Below are 20,485 nucleotides of genomic sequence, written 5' to 3' on the forward strand. Positions count from 1 at the left end.
GTACGACTGCCTTGGCGAAATGGCAGTGGCTTTCCCGAACATCGGCCAGAACAGCATCATGGCAGTAGGGAAAACCGCGCCTGCGATAACGCACGCTCGACAGGTGACTTGAAATGAGGTTAAACAACATCGGCATTGTACGGATTTGCGCGCCGCGCGCTACGTTAGTCTGGCGCGGTGCTTGCAGATGTTCAAGCGTCGCCGGGCGGTGACAATTTGAGCACGCATTTTCTTTGCCGACAAAGGCTTATGACGTGTTTATCCTGCTCCCTTGAACTGTCAAAAGGCCATCCCCGGATCAAGAAGACAGCGGGTCGACGATCCCGGCATGATCAAGCGGCTTGTGACCATGCCTGCGACAGAGAGTTGCAGCCGGGGTTGCAAGCCTGCGTTGACTCCCTCCCCTCTCGTAAAGTCTGGATGCCATGCTGACCTGGTTACAACGCGACACCCTTGATTTCCCTCCGCTGGAAAAAGCCATGCGCGAGCCCAACGGACTGTTGGCCGGTGGCGGCGACCTGTCTGCCGATCGCCTGATTGCCGCCTACCGGCATGGCTGTTTTCCCTGGTATCAGCAGGGCCAGCCGATTCTCTGGTGGTCGCCGGACCCGCGCACCGTGCTGTTTCCGGATGAGCTGCATGTATCACGCAGCCTGGGCAAGCTACTGCGCCAGGGGCGTTATCGGGTCACTTTCGACCAGGATTTCGCGGCAGTCATTCAAGCCTGCGCCGAACCCCGGGCCTACACCGACGGCACGTGGATCACCGGCTCCATGCAGGCGGCCTATATTGAACTGCACGCCCGCGGCTTCGCCCACAGCGTCGAAGTCTGGGATGGCGACGCGCTGGTAGGCGGTCTCTACGGACTGGCGATGGGCCGGCTGTTTTTCGGCGAATCGATGTTCAGCCGCGCCGACAACGCTTCCAAGGTCGGCTTCGCAACGCTGGTCGAATACTTGAAAGAATCGGGTTTCGTCCTGATTGATTGCCAAATGCCTACCGAGCACCTGCTAAGCCTTGGCGCGCGCTCGATTGCGCGCCAGACGTTCGCCGACTATCTGCATAAACACCTCGACGAGAGCAATTACACCGATTGGTCGCCTAGGCGAGTTTGATTGGGCTGGCTTACACTCATGTCTACAGTTTTTCTCGAGGGTTGATCATGACCGAGCTGGCGCGGCTGAAGTTCTATGCCACTCAACCCCACTCCTGTAGCTACCTGCCCGAGGAACAAGCCACCACGCTGTTTCTCGACCCCAGCCAGCCGATGGATGTCCAGGTGTATGCCGACCTCTCGGACATGGGGTTTCGCCGCAGTGGCGATCATTTGTACCGTCCGCATTGCCAGAACTGCAGCGCCTGTGTGCCTGCGCGCATTCCGGTCGGACTGTTCGTGCCTGATCGTCAGCAAAAACGCATTTTCAAAAGGAACGCCGACCTCGAAGTGACGAGCACCAAGCCGCATTTCAGTGAGGAGTACTTCGATCTGTATCAGCGCTACATCGAGCAGCGCCATGCCGATGGGGATATGTTTCCACCGAGCCGTGACCAGTTCTCCACCTTTCTGGTCCGCGACCTGCCGTTTTCGCGTTTCTACGAATTCCGTCTGGAGAGTCGACTGCTCGCCGTAGCCGTCACTGACCTGCTGCCCAATGGCCTTTCCGCCGTTTATACGTTCTACGAGCCGGCGGAGGAGCGCCGCAGCCTGGGGCGTTACGCAATTCTCTGGCAAATTGCCGAGGCCGCACGCCTGCAATTGCATGCGGTGTACCTTGGCTACTGGATAAAGAACTGCAAAAAGATGAATTACAAGACCCAATATCGCCCCATCGAACTGCTCACCAATCAAAGATGGGTCACTCTTTACTGAAGCCCTTGGCTTAAACCTCAGTTTTCGGGCACAATGCAGCCCGCTTTTGCCTGGCTGCCGTTTGCACCGGGCCATTCATTGGATACCGAGGGCTTTACTGCATGTCGAAAGAAGACAGCTTCGAAATGGAAGGCACTGTCGTCGACACCCTGCCCAACACCATGTTCCGTGTGGAGTTGGAAAATGGGCACGTCGTAACCGCGCACATCTCCGGCAAGATGCGCAAGAACTACATCCGCATTCTTACCGGCGACAAGGTCCGCGTTGAGCTGACGCCCTACGACTTGAGCAAAGGGCGCATCACTTACCGCGCCCGCTAACAGGTCTTAACAAAAACGCCCGGCTTGTGCCGGGCGTTTTTGTGTGCGTGAGATTCACCCTACACGCTCACGGCAAGTCGCAAAAAGCGGCTCACTCGGTCCATCAGACCGGGCACGTTTCAACAGATGTAGGAGTGAGCTTGCTCGCGATTGCTTCGTGTCAGTCACCTAATGTGTCTCAGACAAATCGCAATCGCGAGCAAGCTAACTCCTACAGGGTTCGGCAGATTCGCAGCCAACAAAAAAGGCGCCAATCGGCGCCTTTCAGGTTTGTTGCAGGGACGCGAAACGTCAGGCCATTTCAGCCGTGGTTTCGTAATCGAACGTGATCTCGCCGTCTTTGACGTCGATGTGTACCACACCGCCATGCTCGGACAACTCGCCGAAGAGGATTTCCTCGGCCAGCGGACGCTTGATCTTGTCCTGAATCAAACGGGCCATCGGACGCGCACCCATCGCTGCGTCGTAACCGCCTTCGGCCAGGTAACTCCTCACCGCGTCGGTCACTTCCAGCTGTACGCGCTTGTCCTCCAGCTGCGCCTGAAGCTCGGTAAGGAACTTGTCCACCACGCTCTTGATAACCTCATGGCTGAGGCGACCAAATTGAATGATGGTGTCCAGACGGTTGCGGAATTCCGGCGTGAAGCTCTTCTTGATCACCTCCATTGCATCAGATGAGTGATCCTGATGGGTGAAACCGATCGAAGCACGCGCAGCCGTTTCAGCACCGGCGTTGGTGGTCATGATCACGATCACATTGCGGAAGTCCGCCTTGCGCCCGTTGTTGTCGGTCAGCGTCCCGTGGTCCATGACCTGTAGCAGCAGGTTGAAGACTTCCGGATGCGCCTTCTCGATTTCATCGAGCAGCAGCACGCAATGCGGCTGTTTGGTGACGGCTTCGGTCAGCAGACCGCCCTGATCAAAACCGACATAGCCCGGCGGCGCACCGATCAGACGCGATACGGTGTGACGCTCCATGTACTCGGACATGTCGAAACGCACCAGCTCGATACCCAGCGCCTTGGCCAGCTGACGCGCAGCCTCGGTCTTGCCGACACCGGTCGGACCTGCGAACAGGAACGAACCGACAGGCTTGTCCGGCGACTTGAGGCCTGCTCGGGACAGCTTGATCGCGGTGGACAACGAATCGATGGCGGCATCCTGACCAAACACGGTCAGCTTCAGGTCGCGCTCCAGGTTACGCAGCAATTCCTTGTCGGAACTGTTGACGTGCTTTGGCGGAATCCGCGCGATCTTCGCCACGATGTCTTCAACCTGCGGCACTTCAATGCGCTTGACGCGCATTTCCACCGGTTGCAGCCGCTGGTAGGCACCCGCCTCGTCAATCACGTCAATGGCCTTGTCGGGCATATGACGGTCATTGATGTAGCGCGATGCCAGTTCAGCAGCGGCACGCAGGGCTTCATCGCTGTATTCGATATTGTGATGCTGTTCAAAACGGCCTTTGAGGCCACGCAAAATGCCGATGGTGTCTTCGACCGAAGGCTCGGACACGTCGACCTTCTGGAAGCGACGGGCCAGCGCACGGTCTTTTTCGAAGATGCCACGGAATTCCTGGAACGTGGTCGAGCCGATGCAACGGATATCACCCGACGACAGCAGCGGCTTGAGCAGATTGGACGCGTCCATCACACCACCGGACGCGGCACCTGCACCGATGATGGTGTGAATTTCGTCAATGAACAGGATCGCGTGGGGCCGTTTCTTCAACTCGCCGAGCAGCGCCTTGAAGCGCTTCTCGAAATCGCCACGGTATTTGGTACCAGCCAGCAGTGCGCCCAGGTCGAGGGAGTACACGACACTGTTGGCGAGCAGATCCGGCACCTGATTGTCGACAATGCGCTTGGCCAGGCCTTCGGCAATGGCGGTTTTACCCACCCCGGCCTCGCCTACCAGCAGCGGGTTGTTCTTGCGACGCCGCGCGAGAATCTGAGCGACGCGCTCGACTTCCATCTCGCGCCCTACCAGCGGATCGATGCGGCCTTGACGGGCCAGCTCATTCAGGTTGCTTGCATAGGCATCCAGAGGATTGCCTGAGGAAGAAGACTCACCGCCCTCGTCATCCTGCATATCTTGCTCACCTTCAGATTGATCGCCATGCCCCGGCACTTTGGAAATACCGTGGGCGATATAGTTGACGACATCGATACGGGCAACGCTCTGCTGTTTCAGCAGGAACACTGCCTGGCTTTCCTGCTCGCTGAAAATCGCCACAAGCACGTTCGCGCCAGTGACTTCACGCTTGCCGGAGCTCTGCACATGAAAAACTGCGCGCTGCAGGACGCGCTGGAAGCCGAGTGTGGGTTGGGTCTCGCGATCCTCGTCATGCACAGGGATCAGCGGCGTGGTGGAGTCGATGAACTCCTGGAGGTCGTGTTTGAGTTTGTCGAGGTTTGCGCCGCAGGCACGCAGTACGGTGGCGGCAGCCTCATTGTCCAATAGGGCCAGCAGGAGGTGCTCGACGGTCATGAACTCATGACGTTTAGAGCGGGCCTCCTTGAAAGCCAGATTGAGGGTGACTTCGAGCTCACGGTTTAACATAGCTTCACCTCATACCCAAGTGTCCGGCGTTAACCGTCCTTCTCGATTTCACAGAGTAGCGGATGCTGGCTTTCCCTGGCGTACTGGTTGACCTGCATAGCCTTGGTCTCGGCGATGTCGCGGGTAAACAATCCGCAAACGGCCCGTCCCTCTGTATGGACGGCCAGCATGACCTTGGTCGCCAGCTCACGATTCAGGTTGAAAAACACCTCGAGCACTTCGACAACGAAATCCATCGGGGTGTAGTCATCATTGAACAAAACCACCTTGTACATAGGCGGCACCTGCAATATCGGCTTGGCTTCCTGTACAGCGGTGCCCGACGCATCGTCCTCATGGGGATGCGGGTCATCCTGATTGAATGTTAGTCGAATCTTGCTGATTGCATGCATGGTAAAGAAGGTTCACAGAGGACGTGATTGAAATAAGTGGTGGCGGCGATACCCGTTTTCAACTGGACCGCCGCTTGACCTTGACTATCGGCCAATCAGTGTTACAAACAATAGAACCCACATTGGGTAAAAAGGGTCCGCGCAGTCAACCAAAATTTTTTTAGGTCCGGCGGATGAGAGGTGATGATACTCCCATCGGAGTCCTTTGCAGAGGGATGTGACTATGCTAAGCGGTAAGGTCAAGTGGTTTAACAACGCCAAGGGGTATGGCTTCATCGTTGAAGACGGCAAGTCTGAAGACCTGTTCGCACACTACTCGGCGATCAGTATGGAGGGCTATAAAACCCTGAAGGCCGGGCAGCCGGTTCAGTTCGAGATCACTCAGGGCCCCAAGGGTCTTCATGCCGTAGGCATCACTGCGAAAGCTGTTGCCGATATTCCTGAGGCAGCCCACCACCACGAGCGACATTTCGAGAAGCAACAGGCATAGAGCAACAATCACGCCTGAGCCGGACCGTTCAAGCGCGAGATTCGACAAGCCGGTCAATCCTCTCAGGGTTGGCCGGCTTTTTTGTGCCTTCGCTGCCCTGTTGCGTCCATCTATATAGAGAGGCGAGCCAACTCAACTATGGCCCAGATGCTCCTTTAGTCGAAATCAGGTGGGGTACTGGTCAGGACGCATCGGCCCCAGGCAACTGCGACTAGTTGCCGCAGGCCCCGTACTACAAGGGCTAAACGGTTTTCATGGGGAATCCGGACACCTTCCGAGACCACCGCGAACGTCCCGGGCACCGCAAAGCCGTCATACGAGTACCGTAGTAATGGCCGGGTGCAGTGATATACTCAGCGCCGGTGACCGTTGGGTCATTGGGGGCCAGACCACCTGAAACCAGGCGTTCAGCCCTCGACAGGCCAGACCGCTACCCGGGTCCGACCGCTTGACGCTCGACTGATGCACCCCCTATCACGCGACGAAATTCTCGACTTTCGGCTCATCGATACTTTGGGCGAAAGTGCCTACCCTGCGCATCTCGAAATTTTGTGTACGCTCAGCAAAGAAGAGAGTTATCCCGAATATGTCCAACCGCTCGAAGATCATCTATACCTTCACTGACGAAGCGCCAGCCCTCGCCACCTACTCACTGCTGCCTATCATCGAAGCGTTCACCGCTTCCGCTGACATCGCCGTTGAAACCCGCGACATTTCGCTTGCAGCCCGCATCCTCGCCAGCTTTCCCGAGCGCCTGGGTGACAAGAAGGTTTCCGACGATCTGGCAGAGCTGGGCCAACTGGCGACCACGCCGGAAGCCAACATCATCAAGCTGCCAAACATCAGCGCCTCGGTTCCACAGCTGAAGGCCGCGATCAAGGAACTGCAAGCCAAGGGCTACGACATCCCGAACTACCCGGATGAAGTCGTGACCGACGCCGACAAGGTTGCCCAGGCTGGCTACGACAAAGTGAAAGGCAGCGCCGTGAACCCGGTGCTGCGTGAAGGTAACTCTGATCGCCGGGCGCCGCTCTCCGTCAAGAACTACGCGCGCAAGCACCCGCACAAAATGGGCGCCTGGTCTGCGGACTCCAAGTCCCACGTGGCGCACATGGACAATGGCGACTTCTACGGCAGCGAAAAATCCTCGCTGATCGAAGCTGCTGGCGCCGTGAAGATCGAGCTGATCGGCAAAGACGGCAACACCACTGTGCTGAAGGACAAGACGTCGGTACTGGCGGGCGAGATCATCGACTGCGCGGTGATGAGCAAGAAAGCCCTGCGCGCTTTCGTGGCCCGTGAAATCGAAGACGCCAAGAAGCTCGGCGTGCTGTTCTCCGTGCACCTGAAAGCGACCATGATGAAGGTCTCGGACCCGATCATGTTTGGTGAGTTCGTCGCCGAGTACTACCAGGAAGCGCTGAACAAGCACGCTGACGTCCTGAAGGAAATCGGTTTCAACCTGCACAACGGCATCGGCGACCTGTACACCCGTATCAAAGACCTGCCGGCCGACCAGCAAGCGCAGATCGAAGCGGACGTCAAAGCCGTTTACGCGACCCGCCCTGCGCTGGCGATGGTCAACTCCGACAAGGGCATCACCAACCTGCACGTGCCGAGCGACGTCATCGTCGACGCCTCGATGCCAGCGATGATTCGTGATTCCGGCAAGATGTGGAACAACGACGGCGTCCTGCAGGACACCAAGGCGGTGATCCCGGATCGCTGCTACGCGACCATCTATCAAGCCGTGATCGAAGACTGCAAGCAACACGGCGCCTTCGACCCGACCACCATGGGCAGCGTGCCAAACGTTGGCCTGATGGCGCAGAAAGCCGAAGAGTATGGCTCGCACAACAAAACCTTCCAGATCGAAACCGATGGCGTGGTCCGTGTGACCGACGACAAAGGTCAGGTCTTGATGGAGCAGGACGTTGAAGCCGGCGACATCTGGCGCATGTGCCAGACCAAGGACGCGCCGATTCAGGACTGGGTCAAACTGGCCGTCAACCGTTCGCGCCTGAGCAGCACCCCGGCCATTTTCTGGCTGGACCCTGAGCGCGCCCACGATGCGGCGATGATCAAGAAGGTTGAGCAGTACCTGAAAGATCACGACACCGCTGGCCTGGACATCAGCATCCAGTCGCCGGTCGACGCGATGAAGGTTTCCCTGGAGCGCATCCGCGCAGGCAAGGACACCATTTCGGTGACCGGCAACGTGCTGCGCGACTACCTGACCGACCTGTTCCCGATCATGGAACTGGGCACCAGCGCCAAGATGCTGTCCATCGTGCCGCTGATGAGTGGCGGTGGCCTGTTCGAAACCGGCGCAGGGGGTTCGGCGCCGAAGCACGTTCAACAGCTGAACGAAGAGAACTTCCTGCGCTGGGATTCGCTGGGCGAATTCCTTGCACTGGCCGCTTCCCTCGAGCACCTGGGCAACGTCTACGACAACCCGAAAGCGCTGGTACTGGCCACGGCCCTGGACAAGGCCACCGGCCAGTTCCTGGACAACAACAAGTCGCCATCGCGCAAGGTCGGCGGTATCGACAACCGTGGCAGCCACTTCTACCTAGCCACCTACTGGGCTCAGGCTCTGGCGGCACAGACCGAAGATACGGCGCTGCAAGCCAAGTTCACCGAGCTTGCAAAAACCCTGGCTGACAACGAAACGACCATCGTCGCCGAGCTGAACAGCGTACAGGCCAAGCCATTGGACATCGGCGGCTACTACTTCCCTACCCCGGAACTGGCCAGCAACGCCATGCGCCCAAGCAAGACCCTGAACGACGCGATCAACGCGTTGAAGTAAGGCGCGACGACCGGCGGCTGAAAAGCTGTCTAGCGCGATAAGAAAGCCCTGGCCATTGCGCCGGGGCTTTTTTTGCTATCACCATTCCTGTAGGAGCCATCGGAGGTTACGACGGTTGCGAAAGCGGTTTATCTGACACTCCGCTTCGCGACCCTCGTAAACTCGGATGGCTCCTACAGAAACGAGAAAACCCAATGACCTGGCATCCCCACATCACCGTCGCAACCGTCATCGAAGACAACGGCCGCTTTCTGTTCGTCGAAGAATTGAAAAACGGCAAGCTGGTGCTCAATCAGCCTGCCGGGCACCTCGAGCCTGATGAGACGTTGCGTGAAGCGGCCATTCGCGAAACCCTGGAAGAAACCGGCTGGGACGTCGAACTGACCGGCGTCGTCGGCATTTACCTGTACACCGCGCCGAGCAATGGCGTGACCTATCAGCGTGTGTGCTTTTCGGCCAAAGCGACGCGACACCACGCCGAGCGTACGCTGGACACCGGCATCGTCGGCGCGCCATGGTTCAGTCGCGACGAACTCGCCAGCCAACCGGAGCGCTGGCGCAGCGAGCTGGTCTTGCGCTGCGTCGATGAGTACCTGGCGGGCCCGATTCACAGTCTGGAGGTCGTGCGGGACTGACTGGCCGCCGAGCGCAACTGAATAGCTTTTAGCCTTGGCGCCGACTCCCTGTTAGAATCGCGCCCTTTCCTGCTGCTACCCAATCGAATTCCTATGTCTGATTCAGCCTTTTCCGATACAGAAAAGAAGCGCGTCATTGTCGGCATGTCCGGCGGCGTGGATTCTTCGGTCTCCGCCCTTCTGCTCATGGAGCAGGGGTATCAGGTGGAAGGCCTGTTCATGAAGAACTGGGAAGAAGACGACGGAACGGAATACTGCACCGCCATGGACGACCTTGCGGACGCCCAGGCCGTGTGCGACAAGATCGGCATCAAGCTGCACACCGTGAACTTCGCGGCCGAGTACTGGGATCATGTCTTCGAGCATTTCCTTGAAGAATACAAAGCCGGCCGCACGCCGAACCCGGACATCCTGTGCAACCGCGAGATCAAATTCAAAGCTTTCCTCGACTACGCCTTCATGCTCGGCGCCGACCTGATCGCCACCGGGCATTACGTGCGCCGCCGCGACATCGACGGCCGCACCGAACTGCTCAAGGGCCTGGACCCGAACAAGGATCAGAGCTACTTCCTGCATGCCGTCGGCGGTGAGCAGATCGCCAAGACCCTGTTCCCGGTCGGTGAACTGGAAAAGCCCGAGGTGCGAGCCATCGCAGAGAAGTATCAGCTGGCGACCGCGAAGAAGAAGGACTCGACCGGTATTTGCTTCATCGGCGAGCGTCGCTTCACCGACTTCCTCAAGCAATACCTGCCTGCGCAGCCCGGCGAGATCAAGACCACCGAAGGCGAAGTCATCGGTCGGCATGCCGGCCTGATGTACCACACCATCGGCCAGCGCCAGGGTCTGGGCATCGGCGGACTGAAGGATGCCGGTGATGAGCCGTGGTACGTGCTGGTCAAGGACCTGGAGCACAACGAGCTGATCGTCGGCCAGGGCAACGAGCATCCGTGGCTGTTCTCGCGCGCCCTGCTCGCCTCTGAGATCTACTGGGTCAACCCGATCGACCTGAGCAGCCCGCGCCAGTTGACCGCCAAAGTGCGTTACCGCCAGAGCGACCAGCGCTGCACCCTGGAACGCACTGAAACCGGTTATCGCGCCACCTTCGACGAGCCGCAACGCGCAGTAACGCCTGGCCAGTCCGTGGTGTTTTACGACGGCGAGGTCTGCCTCGGCGGCGGCGTTATCGAAATCGCCGAGCCGTGGCACACTAGGGATGCACGTTGATGACCCCGATCCAGGAACAACTTGTCGCCCTGGCCGGGGTCTTTCAGGCCGCCGTGCTGGTCGATCGCATCGCCAAGACCGGCCAGGCCGGTGAAGCCGCCGTGGGCTGTATGATGGGCACCCTGCTGGTCATGGACCCGAAAGACACGCTGGACGTGTTCGGTGGCGACGACCTTAATCTGCACGAGGGCTATCGCGCCCTCGCCAGTGCCCTGGAGCGCGATCCGGCCACCCTGCAACGGGAACCCTTGCGTTATGCCCTGGCGATGCTGGGCCTGGAACGTCAACTGTCCAAGCGCGATGACATGCTCAACACCATCGGCAAGCGCCTGCCGCAGATCAAATCCCAGGTCGAGCATTTCGGTATCGCTCACGAAAACGTCATAGCCGCCAGCGGCGCGCTGTATCAGGACACCCTGAGCACCTTGCGTCAGCGGATTCAGGTCCACGGCGACATGCGCAATCTGCAGCAACCCAACAATGCCTCGAAAATCCGCGCACTATTACTGGCCGGAATTCGCTGCGCGCGACTTTGGCGACAAGTGGGCGGTCACCGCTGGCAACTGGTCATCAGCCGCCGCAAGTTATTGAAAGAACTGTATCCATTGCTTCACCGCTGAGGGGCCAACGCCCTTCAGCTCGCTTCCGACCCGACATCGCGCGACTCATAACGGTCAGCCAGCCTCGGCTGACCGGAATTTTCATGTATGATACGCGCCCCTTTTCGTTGCCCGACAGTCCGAGAACACCCTATGCAGCTTTCTTCGCTCACTGCGGTTTCCCCTGTAGATGGCCGCTACGCCGGCAAAACCCAGGCCCTGCGCCCGATTTTCAGCGAATACGGCCTGATCCGTTTCCGCGCCCTGGTGGAAGTACGCTGGCTGCAACGCCTGGCGGCTCACCCGCAAATCCCTGAAGTCCCGGCCTTCTCCGCCGAAGCCAACGCCATCCTCGATGCCCTGGCCAACGATTTCGCTCTCGAACACGCCGAGCGTGTCAAAGAGATCGAGCGCACCACCAATCACGACGTCAAGGCCATCGAGTACCTGCTCAAGGAGCAGGCTGCCAAGTTGCCGGAGCTGGCCAAGATCAGCGAGTTCATCCACTTCGCCTGCACCAGCGAAGACATCAATAACCTGTCCCACGCGCTGATGCTGCGCGAAGGCCGTGACACCGTGCTGCTGCCGCTGATGCGTCAGATCGCCGAGTCCATCCGCGAGCTGGCGATCCGTTTTGCCGCCGTACCGATGCTCTCCCGTACCCACGGTCAGCCGGCCTCCCCGACCACTCTGGGCAAGGAACTGGCCAACGTCGTTTACCGCCTGGAGCGCCAGATTGCTCAAGTGGCCGCCGTGCCGCTGCTGGGCAAGATCAACGGCGCCGTCGGTAACTACAACGCGCACCTGTCGGCCTACCCGGACATCGACTGGGAAGCCAACGCCCGCGCCTTCATCGAAGACGAGCTGGGTCTGGGCTTCAACCCCTACACCACGCAGATCGAGCCCCACGACTACATCGCCGAGCTGTTCGACGCGATCGCCCGCTACAACACGATCCTGATCGACTTCGACCGCGACATCTGGGGCTACATCTCCCTGGGCTATTTCAAGCAGCGTACCATCGCCGGTGAAATCGGTTCGTCGACCATGCCGCACAAGGTCAACCCGATCGACTTCGAGAACTCCGAAGGCAACCTCGGCATCGCCAACGCGCTGTTCCAGCATCTGGCCAGCAAGTTGCCGATCTCCCGCTGGCAGCGTGACCTGACCGACTCCACCGTGCTGCGCAATCTCGGTGTGGGCTTCGCTCACAGCGTGATTGCCTACGAAGCCAGCCTGAAAGGCATCGGCAAGCTGGAACTCAACGAGCAGAAGATCGCCGCCGATCTGGACGCTTGCTGGGAAGTCCTGGCCGAGCCGATCCAAACGGTCATGCGTCGCTACGACATCGAGAATCCGTACGAGAAGCTCAAGGAATTGACCCGCGGCAAGGGCATCGGCCCTGAAGCGCTGCTGACCTTCATCGACGGCCTGGACATGCCGGCGGAAGCCAAGGCCGAGCTGAAAAAGCTCACGCCGGCGAACTACATCGGCAACGCCGTGGCGCAAGCCCAGCGCATCTGACCACGCTGCATACGCTCTGAACGCCCGGCTGAGCCGGGCGTTTTTATTCCCGTCGTAAAAACTCGTTTTTTCAATAGGTTACACATGAATCCTGACATCCCTCTTCAGCTCCTAGGTGGTATCACAGCGCGCGAGTTCCTGCGTGACTACTGGCAGAAGAAACCTTTGCTGATCCGTCAGGCCATTCCGGATTTTCAGAGCCCGATCGACGCCGACGAACTGGCCGGTCTGGCGCTGGAAGAAGAAGTTGAATCGCGCCTGGTGATTGAGAAAGGTGAGCGTCCGTGGGAGCTGCGTCGCGGCCCGTTCGCCGAAGACGAATTCAGCAAGCTGCCGGAGCGCGAGTGGACCCTGCTGGTTCAAGCCGTGGATCAGTTCGTGCCTGAAGTCAGCGAATTGCTGGAAAACTTCCGCTTCCTGCCAAGCTGGCGCATCGATGACGTGATGATCAGCTACGCCGCACCCGGCGGCAGCGTGGGTCCGCATTTCGACAACTACGACGTGTTCCTGCTGCAGGGCCACGGCAAGCGTCACTGGCAGATCGGCCAGATGTGCGACTCCGAAAGCAAACTGCTTGAGCACGCCGACCTGCGTATCCTGGCCGACTTCCAGGGTACCGACGAATGGACGCTGGAACCGGGCGACATGCTCTACCTGCCGCCACGTCTGGCGCACTGCGGCGTCGCGGTGGATGAGTGCCTGACCTACTCGGTCGGCTTCCGCGCCCCAAGCGCCGCCGAAGTGCTGACCCACTTCACGGACTTCCTCAGCCAGTTCATGCCTGAAGAAGAACGCTACACCGACGCCGACGCGCAGCCGGTCAGCGATCCGCACCAGATTCAGCACGACGCCCTTGATCGCCTGAAGGGCTTGCTGGCCGAGCACATGGGTGACGAGCGCCTGCTGCTGACCTGGTTCGGCCAGTTCATGACCGAGCCCCGTTATCCCGAGCTGGTGGTCGGCCCCGAATTGGCCGAGAGCGAGCTGCTCGACAGCCTGGAACAGGGCGCCGTGCTGATCCGCAACCCGAGCGCGCGACTGGCGTGGTCGGAGGTCGACGACGACCTGCTGCTGTTCGCCAGCGGTCAGAGCCGTCTGTTGCCGGGCCATCTGCGTGAACTGCTGAAAATGATCTGCGCGGCCGATGCGCTGCACATCGACAATCTGGGCCAATGGCTGGCAGATGACGATGGACGTAACCTGCTCTGTGAGCTGGTCAAACAAGGAAGTCTGGGGTTTGCTGATGAATAAGATCCACGTACGGGTAGCCGACTGGCAGAAAGACAACGCCGACATTCGGCGCATTCGTGACGCCGTGTTCGTGTTTGAACAGTCGGTTCCGCCCGAACTGGAATGGGACTCGGAAGATGCAGGCGCCCTGCATTTTCTGGCGCTCGAAGGGGATTACGCCGTGGGCACCGCGCGCCTGCTGCCCGATGGTGAATTCGGCCGATTGTCCGTGCTCAAGGACTGGCGCGGCCTGAACGTGGGTGAAGCGTTGATCACTGCGATCCTCGCCGAAGCCGAACGCCGCGGCCTGAAACAGACGCGGCTCAGCGCACAGGTTCATGCCACGGCGCTGTATGAGCGCTTCGGCTTTACCGTGGTCAGTGACGAGTTTCTTGAAGCCGGCCTGCCCCACGTGGACATGGTGCGCAACGCGCACTGACTACACCTGTCGACATTTGCGCCCCGGCGTTAGCGCTTCAGCTGCCTAAGCTGAAACAAAAGCACCGGGGCGTTTTGCTGTCTGCGATTCAACTTGGTGCTGCCCAGGCCGACAAACTGGCAAACTCGTCGTTCAGACGCGCCCCTCGCGGAGACCACATCGATGTCATTACGCACCCTGCTCGCTTCACTGTTGTTGGCTTGCAGCTTCACGGCCGCGGCCGCCACTGAAGTCATCCCCCTGAATTACCGCACCAGCGACGATCTGCTGCCCACCGTAAAATCTTTTCTGGGCAACGAAGGCAGCGTCAATGCCTATGGCAACAAGCTGATCGTCAACGCCGAACCGGACAAGATCAGCGAGCTGCGCGACCTCCTCGGCCAGCTCGACACTGCGCCCAAACGGCTGATGATCAGCGTCGACACCAGTGACAGCACGGTACAGAGCGATCAGGGTCACTCGGTCAACGGCACCGTGCGTTCGCAGGACGGACGCCTCAGCGCCGACGGCCGGACGCGCATCCAGAATTACGGCACCGCCAGCCGCGAGGGCGGCGTGCAACAGGTTCAGGCCAATGAAGGCACGCCGGCGCTGATTCAGATGGGCCAGAGCATACCGATCACTTCGGTGCAGTCCGATGGGTACGGCTACCCCCAGACCAACACGCAATACCGCAACGTGACCCAGGGTTTCTACGTCACGGCGACGGTCACCGGCGACATCGTTCATTTGAGCATCAGCACCAACAACGATCGCATGAGTCAGCAACAGGCCGACGCGATCAAGGTGCAGAGCACCGACACGCAAGTCAGTGGTCGGCTGGGTGAGTGGATCACGCTGGCCGGCGCCAGCGACCAATCTCGCGCCGATGAGCGCGGCGTCGTCCGACGCTACTCGACACAAGGCAGCAACGACATGCAGCTGCGGGTGAAGGTTGATAGCCTGGATTGAGGGGAACCGCTCGTTATCACGACGCTAGGCCCCATGGTGTGCTGGCCACTGCACAAATCTTTTGGGAGTGAGCTTGCTCGCGAAGAGGCCGGTTCAGCCAATGGTTTTCTGGTGGCTGACACAAGGCTTTCGCGAGCAAGCTCGCTCCCACATGGAACGTGGCCATCCGTGCTATTCCGGTTAGATACCGCCAATTATGTAGTGCTTGAACAGACACTACATCCTGCTTTCATTCCGTGACCGCCCAGTATCTACGCTGACTTCCCCGCCCCAGCACCCGCACGCCCGAAACTGACCGCCAAGTCGCATTCGACGATTTATGTAGTACAACTAAAAAAGCACTACAAAGTGTTTGACGAGGCTAAATCATCGAGGCATGATGGCCTCGCTCCCGCTGATCGGAGGGCGTGCAGAACGCCTCCTGATCGCGCTCGAACTCAGCATGTTCGTGCCGATTAGCGTCATTTCCGCCCACAAGGCAGCTTCACCCCCTCACCATCCTGAGGTCGAAAAAATCTGACCGAGAATCCGTGCTTTCCGATTCAGCGAGCAGCCATCAGTGCGCCTTGAAGAAACACGCGGCGCCGGCGAAGCAAGGAACTTCACCTCAAGACCCACAACATCAAGCAACGAGGTTTACCCCATGGCACTGACACGCGAACAACAAATTGCAGCCATCGAGAAAGACTGGGCCGAGAATCCACGCTGGAAAGGCGTAACCCGCACCTACTCCGCTGCTGACGTCGTCCGCCTGCGTGGCTCGGTTCAGCCTGAACACACGTTTGCAAAACTGGGTGCCGACAAGCTGTGGAACCTGGTGACCCAAGGTGCCAAGCCTTCCTTCCGTCCCGACAAGGATTTCGTTAACTGCATGGGCGCCCTCACCGGTGGCCAGGCCGTGCAACAAGTCAAAGCCGGTATCCAGGCTATTTACCTGTCTGGCTGGCAAGTCGCGGCGGACAACAACTCCGCCGAATCGATGTACCCGGATCAGTCGCTGTACCCAGTGGACTCGGTGCCGACCGTGGTCAAGCGGATCAACAACTCGTTCCGTCGCGCCGACCAGATCCAATGGAAAGCCGGTAAAAACCCGGGCGACGAAGGCTATATCGATTACTTCGCGCCGATCGTGGCCGACGCCGAAGCCGGTTTCGGCGGCGTGCTCAACGCTTACGAACTGATGAAGAGCATGATCGAGGCAGGCGCTGCCGGCGTGCACTTCGAAGACCAACTGGCGTCCGTGAAGAAATGTGGCCACATGGGCGGCAAGGTTCTGGTGCCAACCCAGGAGGCGGTACAGAAACTGGTCGCCGCACGTCTGGCCGCTGACGTTGCCGGCGTGCCGACCATCATTCTGGCGCGCACCGACGCCAACGCCGCAGACCTGCTGACCTCGGACTGCGACCCGTATGACCAGCCGTTCGTGACCGGCACCCGCACGCCGGAAGGATTCTACAAAGTACGCGCCGGCCTGGACCAGGCGATTGCCCGCGGCCTGGCGTACGCGCCGTATGCCGATCTGATCTGGTGCGAAACCGCCAAGCCGGATCTGGACGAGGCCCGTCGCTTCGCCGAAGCGATCAAAAAGGAATACCCGGATCAGTTGCTCTCCTACAACTGCTCGCCTTCCTTCAACTGGAAGAAGAACCTGGATGACGCGACCATCGCCAAGTTCCAGCGCGAGCTGTCGGCAATGGGCTACAAGCATCAGTTCATCACCCTGGCCGGCATCCACAACATGTGGCACAGCATGTTCAACCTGGCGCACGACTACGCCCGCAACGACATGACCGCTTACGTGAAACTGCAAGAACAGGAGTTCGCCGACGCGGCCAAGGGTTACACCTTCGTGGCGCACCAGCAGGAAGTGGGCACTGGCTACTTCGATGACATGACCACGGTCATTCAGGGCGGCAAGTCATCGGTGACGGCACTGACTGGCTCGACGGAAGAAGAACAATTCCATTGAAGCTCTTTGAACCTCCCCTTCCCGGCTAAAGCCGGCCCTACGAAATGAAAAGCCGCCTTTGGGCGGCTTTTTGCTGACAATGGCTGACTTAACCTACGTTGCCAGTCAACTACTAACGATAGACAACTCAAATCAGCGCGCAAACGTTAATTAACCACGCAATCAATTACCGACTTATTGTCTCGGCTAATTAAACGGAACTTCGTCACGTTCCAGTGACACACATCAAACACGCCCTCCAAATGATATTTATTATCATTTAAGCCAGGCCGAACTGCCGGTCCGCTGTGAGAAACATATTTCTCGAAACCCTCCTCGACGCCCGCCCCTGCTGGGGCTAAGCATCAAAACCGTGACCTATCTCATTAATCCTGCGAATAAATTTGATGCAGAAAATTTACTTGCCCTCCTTTTGCACATAAAATCCCGGGATTGATCGCACTGCGACATATCGTCACTGCTTCTACTTCTTTCAAGCCCAGAGACCTTTGCTCTCTGTTAAGGACTGCCAGCATGCCCGACTCGACAGGATTGATTGCCCACAATTGGGGCTTCGCCGTGTTTCTCCTTGGTGTCGTCGGCCTCTGCGCCTTCATGCTCGGCCTCTCAAGCCTGCTGGGTTCCAAAGCCTGGGGCCGCAGCAAAAACGAACCGTTCGAATCCGGCATGCTGCCTACCGGCGGCGCCCGTCTGCGGCTCTCGGCAAAATTCTATCTGGTCGCGATGCTGTTCGTGATTTTCGACATTGAAGCCCTCTTTCTGTACGCCTGGTCTGTGTCTGTCCGCGAAAGCGGCTGGACCGGCTTCGCCGAAGCGCTCGTTTTCATAGCAATTCTGTTGGCAGGTCTTGTCTACCTATGGCGGGTAGGGGCGCTCGATTGGGCTCCCGTTGGTCGTCGTAACCGGCAGGCGAAGCTAAAACAATGAGGCTTTGGCAATGCAATATAATCTCACCAGGATCGACCCGGATGCTCCTAACGAGCAGTACCCCATCGGCGAACGCGAAGTCGTTTCCGATCCGTTAGAAGACCAAGTCCACAAAAACATCTACATGGGCAAGCTCGAAGACGTGCTGAATGGTGCCGTCAACTGGGGTCGCAAGAACTCCCTTTGGCCGTACAACTTCGGTCTGTCGTGCTGCTATGTGGAAATGACCACCGCCTTCACCGCGCCCCATGACATCGCGCGCTTCGGCGCCGAAGTGATCCGGGCATCGCCGCGTCAGGCGGATTTCATGGTCATCGCCGGTACACCGTTTCTGAAGATGGCCCCGATCATCCAGCGCCTCTACGAGCAAATGCTGGAGCCCAAGTGGGTCATCTCCATGGGCGCCTGTGCCAACTCCGGTGGCATGTATGACATCTATTCCGTGGTTCAGGGCGTGGATAAATTCCTCCCTGTGGATGTTTACGTGCCCGGCTGCCCGCCCCGTCCAGAGGCTTTTCTGCAAGGCTTGATGCTTTTGCAGGAATCCATTGGCCAGGAGCGTCGTCCCCTTTCCTGGGTCGTCGGTGACCAGGGCGTTTATCGCGCCGAGATGCCGTCGCAGAAGGAACAGCGCCGCGAACAGCGTATTGCGGTGACCAACCTGCGCAGCCCCGACGAAGTCTGATCCAGTTTTTCTTTTACAAAAAGAAGCCTGAACCTGGGTTCATTCTGTACGTTGACCGATAGCGATCGAGACCTATGACTGCAGACACCGCTCTGTACATCCCGCCTCACAAGGCTGACGACCAAGAGGTCGTCGTTGAACTCCATAACCGTTTTGGCGCTGAAGCCTTCAGCGCCCAGTCCACCGTCACTGGCATGCCTGTGCTGTGGGTGCAACGTGCGCGGCTGATTGAAATCCTGACCTTCCTGCGTCAGATGCCCAAGCCGTACGTGATGCTGTACGACCTGCACGGCGTCGACGAGCGCCTGCGCACCAAGCGCCGTGGACTGCCGGACGCCGACTTCACCGTGTTCTATCACCTGATGTCGATCGAACGTAACAGTGACGTGATGATCAAGGTCGCGCTGTCCGAAAGCGACCTGAGCATGCCGACCGTGACTGGCATCTGGCCGAATGCCAACTGGTACGAGCGTGAAGTGTGGGACATGTTCGGGATCGACTTCCCGGGCCACCCTCACCTGACCCGCATCATGATGCCGCCGACCTGGGAAGGTCACCCGTTGCGCAAGGACTTCCCGGCCCGTGCCACCGAATTCGACCCGTACAGCCTGACCCTCGCCAAGCAGCAGCTGGAAGAGGAAGCGGCGCGTTTCCGTCCGGAAGACTGGGGCATGAAGCGTTCCGGCACCAACGAGGACTACATGTTCCTCAACCTGGGTCCGAACCACCCTTCGGCCCACGGTGCGTTCCGCATCATCCTGCAACTGGACGGTGAAGAGATCGTCGACTGCGTGCCGGACATCGGTTACCACCACCGTGGCGCCGAGAAGATGGCCGAGCGTCAGTCCTGGCACAGTTACATTCCGTACACCGACCGCATCGACTACCTCGGCGGCGTGATGAACAACCTGCCGTACGTGCTCTCGGTCGAGAAACTGGCCGGCATCACCGTGCCGGATCGGGTCAACGTCATCCGCATCATGATGTCCGAGTTCTTCCGTATCACCAGCCACCTGCTGTTCCTGGGAACGTACATCCAGGACGTCGGCGCCATGACCCCGGTGTTCTTCACCTTCACCGACCGTCAGCGTGCCTATACCGTGATCGAAGCCGTCACCGGTTTCCGTCTGCACCCGGCCTGGTTCCGCATCGGCGGCGTTGCCCACGACCTGCCTCGCGGTTGGGAGAAACTGGTCAAGGACTTCATCGACTGGATGCCCAAGCGCCTGGACGAGTACACCAAGGCGGCGCTGCAGAACAGCATCCTCAAGGGTCGTACCGTCGGCGTTGCCGCGTACAACACCAAGGAAGCGCTGGAATGGGGCGTCACCGGGCCGAGCCTGCGGGCCACCGGTCTGGACTTCGACCTGCGCAAGGCGCGCCCGTATTCGGGTTACGAGAACTTCGAATTCGAAGTGCCTCTGGCTCACGATGGCGACGCCTACGACCGTTGCATGGTCCGCGTCGAAGAGATGCGCCAGAGCCTGAAGATCATCGAGCAGTGCATGCGCAACATGCCGGCCGGGCCGTACAAGGCGGACCATCCGCTGACCACGCCGCCGCCGAAAGAACGCACCCTGCAGCACATCGAAACCCTGATCACGCACTTCCTGCAGGTTTCGTGGGGTCCGGTCATGCCGGCCAACGAATCCTTCCAGATGATCGAAGCGACCAAGGGCATCAACAGTTATTACCTGACGAGCGACGGCGGCACCATGAGCTACCGTACCCGGATTCGCACCCCAAGCTATCCGCACCTGCAGCAGATCCCTTCGGTGATCAAAGGCAGCATGGTCGCGGACTTGATTGCGTACCTGGGTAGTATCGATTTCGTTATGGCCGACGTGGACCGCTAA

At 59.1% G+C, this 20,485-nt stretch carries 18 protein-coding genes; 16 read left to right on the top strand and 2 right to left on the bottom strand.

The window, feature by feature from the left end:
- Positions 1-425 precede the first annotated feature (425 nt).
- From aat to infA, 3 genes are all read left to right on the top strand, one after another.
- Positions 426-1,115 carry a leucyl/phenylalanyl-tRNA--protein transferase gene (aat, locus tag JN403_RS21650; protein ID WP_205484206.1) on the top strand — a complete coding sequence of 230 codons (690 nt, stop codon included), beginning with the start codon at positions 426-428 and terminating at the stop codon, positions 1,113-1,115.
- Between the two features lie 47 nt (positions 1,116-1,162).
- Positions 1,163-1,870 carry an arginyltransferase gene (locus JN403_RS21655; protein ID WP_205484208.1) on the top strand — a complete coding sequence of 236 codons (708 nt, stop codon included), beginning with the start codon at positions 1,163-1,165 and terminating at the stop codon, positions 1,868-1,870.
- Positions 1,871-1,971: 101 nt separating this feature from the next.
- Positions 1,972-2,190 (top strand): translation initiation factor IF-1, encoded by a 219-nt coding sequence (gene infA, locus JN403_RS21660; RefSeq protein WP_002553999.1) that lies wholly within the window; start codon positions 1,972-1,974, stop codon positions 2,188-2,190.
- 291 nt (positions 2,191-2,481) lie between these two features.
- On the opposite strand, the gene clpA is transcribed toward infA, so the two are convergent.
- A complete protein-coding gene (clpA, locus tag JN403_RS21665) occupies positions 2,482-4,752 on the bottom strand; it encodes an ATP-dependent Clp protease ATP-binding subunit ClpA (RefSeq protein ID WP_205484210.1) in 2,271 nt (756 codons plus the stop codon).
- A gap of 29 nt (positions 4,753-4,781) precedes the next feature.
- Entirely contained in the window at positions 4,782-5,144 is a 363-nt protein-coding gene (gene clpS, locus JN403_RS21670) for an ATP-dependent Clp protease adapter ClpS (protein WP_122536342.1), read from the bottom strand.
- Positions 5,145-5,367: 223 nt separating this feature from the next.
- On the opposite strand from clpS, the gene cspD reads away from it, so the two are divergent.
- The 13 genes from cspD (at position 5,368) to nuoC (ending at position 20,485) form a co-directional block, all read left to right on the top strand.
- Entirely contained in the window at positions 5,368-5,634 is a 267-nt protein-coding gene (gene cspD, locus JN403_RS21675; RefSeq protein ID WP_240356734.1) for a cold shock domain-containing protein CspD, read from the top strand.
- 586 nt (positions 5,635-6,220) lie between these two features.
- A complete protein-coding gene (locus JN403_RS21680; RefSeq protein WP_205484212.1) occupies positions 6,221-8,446 on the top strand; it encodes an NADP-dependent isocitrate dehydrogenase in 2,226 nt (741 codons plus the stop codon).
- A gap of 194 nt (positions 8,447-8,640) precedes the next feature.
- Positions 8,641-9,081, top strand: a complete 441-nt coding sequence (locus JN403_RS21685) for an NUDIX hydrolase (RefSeq protein ID WP_205484214.1) — start codon at positions 8,641-8,643, stop codon at positions 9,079-9,081.
- Between the two features lie 93 nt (positions 9,082-9,174).
- A complete protein-coding gene (mnmA, locus tag JN403_RS21690) occupies positions 9,175-10,305 on the top strand; it encodes a tRNA 2-thiouridine(34) synthase MnmA (RefSeq protein WP_122536338.1) in 1,131 nt (376 codons plus the stop codon).
- Complete coding sequence (gene hflD, locus JN403_RS21695; RefSeq protein ID WP_205484216.1) at positions 10,305-10,925, top strand: high frequency lysogenization protein HflD; 621 nt, start codon at positions 10,305-10,307, stop codon at positions 10,923-10,925. Before mnmA ends, hflD begins: the two co-directional genes overlap by 1 nt.
- A gap of 132 nt (positions 10,926-11,057) precedes the next feature.
- Positions 11,058-12,428 carry an adenylosuccinate lyase gene (purB, locus tag JN403_RS21700; RefSeq protein WP_205484218.1) on the top strand — a complete coding sequence of 457 codons (1,371 nt, stop codon included), beginning with the start codon at positions 11,058-11,060 and terminating at the stop codon, positions 12,426-12,428.
- 84 nt (positions 12,429-12,512) lie between these two features.
- Positions 12,513-13,679, top strand: a complete 1,167-nt coding sequence (locus JN403_RS21705; RefSeq protein ID WP_205484220.1) for a cupin domain-containing protein — start codon at positions 12,513-12,515, stop codon at positions 13,677-13,679.
- Positions 13,672-14,097 (top strand): GNAT family N-acetyltransferase, encoded by a 426-nt coding sequence (locus JN403_RS21710; protein WP_172611456.1) that lies wholly within the window; start codon positions 13,672-13,674, stop codon positions 14,095-14,097. Before JN403_RS21705 ends, JN403_RS21710 begins: the two co-directional genes overlap by 8 nt.
- A gap of 162 nt (positions 14,098-14,259) precedes the next feature.
- Entirely contained in the window at positions 14,260-15,048 is a 789-nt protein-coding gene (locus tag JN403_RS21715; protein WP_205484222.1) for a secretin N-terminal domain-containing protein, read from the top strand.
- A 643-nt stretch (positions 15,049-15,691) separates the two neighbouring features.
- A complete protein-coding gene (gene aceA, locus JN403_RS21720; RefSeq protein ID WP_122625266.1) occupies positions 15,692-17,017 on the top strand; it encodes an isocitrate lyase in 1,326 nt (441 codons plus the stop codon).
- Positions 17,018-17,530: 513 nt separating this feature from the next.
- Positions 17,531-17,944 carry an NADH-quinone oxidoreductase subunit A gene (locus tag JN403_RS21725; protein WP_037008823.1) on the top strand — a complete coding sequence of 138 codons (414 nt, stop codon included), beginning with the start codon at positions 17,531-17,533 and terminating at the stop codon, positions 17,942-17,944.
- 10 nt (positions 17,945-17,954) lie between these two features.
- Complete coding sequence (locus JN403_RS21730) at positions 17,955-18,629, top strand: NADH-quinone oxidoreductase subunit B (RefSeq protein WP_065989126.1); 675 nt, start codon at positions 17,955-17,957, stop codon at positions 18,627-18,629.
- A gap of 74 nt (positions 18,630-18,703) precedes the next feature.
- A complete protein-coding gene (gene nuoC, locus JN403_RS21735; protein ID WP_122536330.1) occupies positions 18,704-20,485 on the top strand; it encodes an NADH-quinone oxidoreductase subunit C/D in 1,782 nt (593 codons plus the stop codon).

This window comes from Pseudomonas sp. 15A4 (genome assembly GCF_016925575.1).
GTDB lineage: Bacteria > Pseudomonadota > Gammaproteobacteria > Pseudomonadales > Pseudomonadaceae > Aquipseudomonas.

Bases quoted from the DNA above. Each gene is read 5' to 3' on its own strand.
- purB (WP_205484218.1), top strand. From the start codon at position 11,058: ATGCAGCTTTCTTCGCTCACTGCGGTTTCCCCTGTAGATGGCCGCTAC.
- JN403_RS21680 (WP_205484212.1), top strand. From the start codon at position 6,221: ATGTCCAACCGCTCGAAGATCATCTATACCTTCACTGACGAAGCGCCA.
- hflD (WP_205484216.1), top strand. From the start codon at position 10,305: ATGACCCCGATCCAGGAACAACTTGTCGCCCTGGCCGGGGTCTTTCAG.
- JN403_RS21655 (WP_205484208.1), top strand. From the start codon at position 1,163: ATGACCGAGCTGGCGCGGCTGAAGTTCTATGCCACTCAACCCCACTCC.
- JN403_RS21725 (WP_037008823.1), top strand. From the start codon at position 17,531: ATGCCCGACTCGACAGGATTGATTGCCCACAATTGGGGCTTCGCCGTG.
- aceA (WP_122625266.1), top strand. From the start codon at position 15,692: ATGGCACTGACACGCGAACAACAAATTGCAGCCATCGAGAAAGACTGG.
- JN403_RS21710 (WP_172611456.1), top strand. From the start codon at position 13,672: ATGAATAAGATCCACGTACGGGTAGCCGACTGGCAGAAAGACAACGCC.
- JN403_RS21705 (WP_205484220.1), top strand. From the start codon at position 12,513: ATGAATCCTGACATCCCTCTTCAGCTCCTAGGTGGTATCACAGCGCGC.
- JN403_RS21685 (WP_205484214.1), top strand. From the start codon at position 8,641: ATGACCTGGCATCCCCACATCACCGTCGCAACCGTCATCGAAGACAAC.
- nuoC (WP_122536330.1), top strand. From the start codon at position 18,704: ATGACTGCAGACACCGCTCTGTACATCCCGCCTCACAAGGCTGACGAC.
- JN403_RS21730 (WP_065989126.1), top strand. From the start codon at position 17,955: ATGCAATATAATCTCACCAGGATCGACCCGGATGCTCCTAACGAGCAG.
- mnmA (WP_122536338.1), top strand. From the start codon at position 9,175: ATGTCTGATTCAGCCTTTTCCGATACAGAAAAGAAGCGCGTCATTGTC.
- JN403_RS21715 (WP_205484222.1), top strand. From the start codon at position 14,260: ATGTCATTACGCACCCTGCTCGCTTCACTGTTGTTGGCTTGCAGCTTC.
- infA (WP_002553999.1), top strand. From the start codon at position 1,972: ATGTCGAAAGAAGACAGCTTCGAAATGGAAGGCACTGTCGTCGACACC.
- aat (WP_205484206.1), top strand. From the start codon at position 426: ATGCTGACCTGGTTACAACGCGACACCCTTGATTTCCCTCCGCTGGAA.
- clpA (WP_205484210.1), bottom strand. From the start codon at position 4,752: ATGTTAAACCGTGAGCTCGAAGTCACCCTCAATCTGGCTTTCAAGGAG.
- cspD (WP_240356734.1), top strand. From the start codon at position 5,368: ATGCTAAGCGGTAAGGTCAAGTGGTTTAACAACGCCAAGGGGTATGGC.
- clpS (WP_122536342.1), bottom strand. From the start codon at position 5,144: ATGCATGCAATCAGCAAGATTCGACTAACATTCAATCAGGATGACCCG.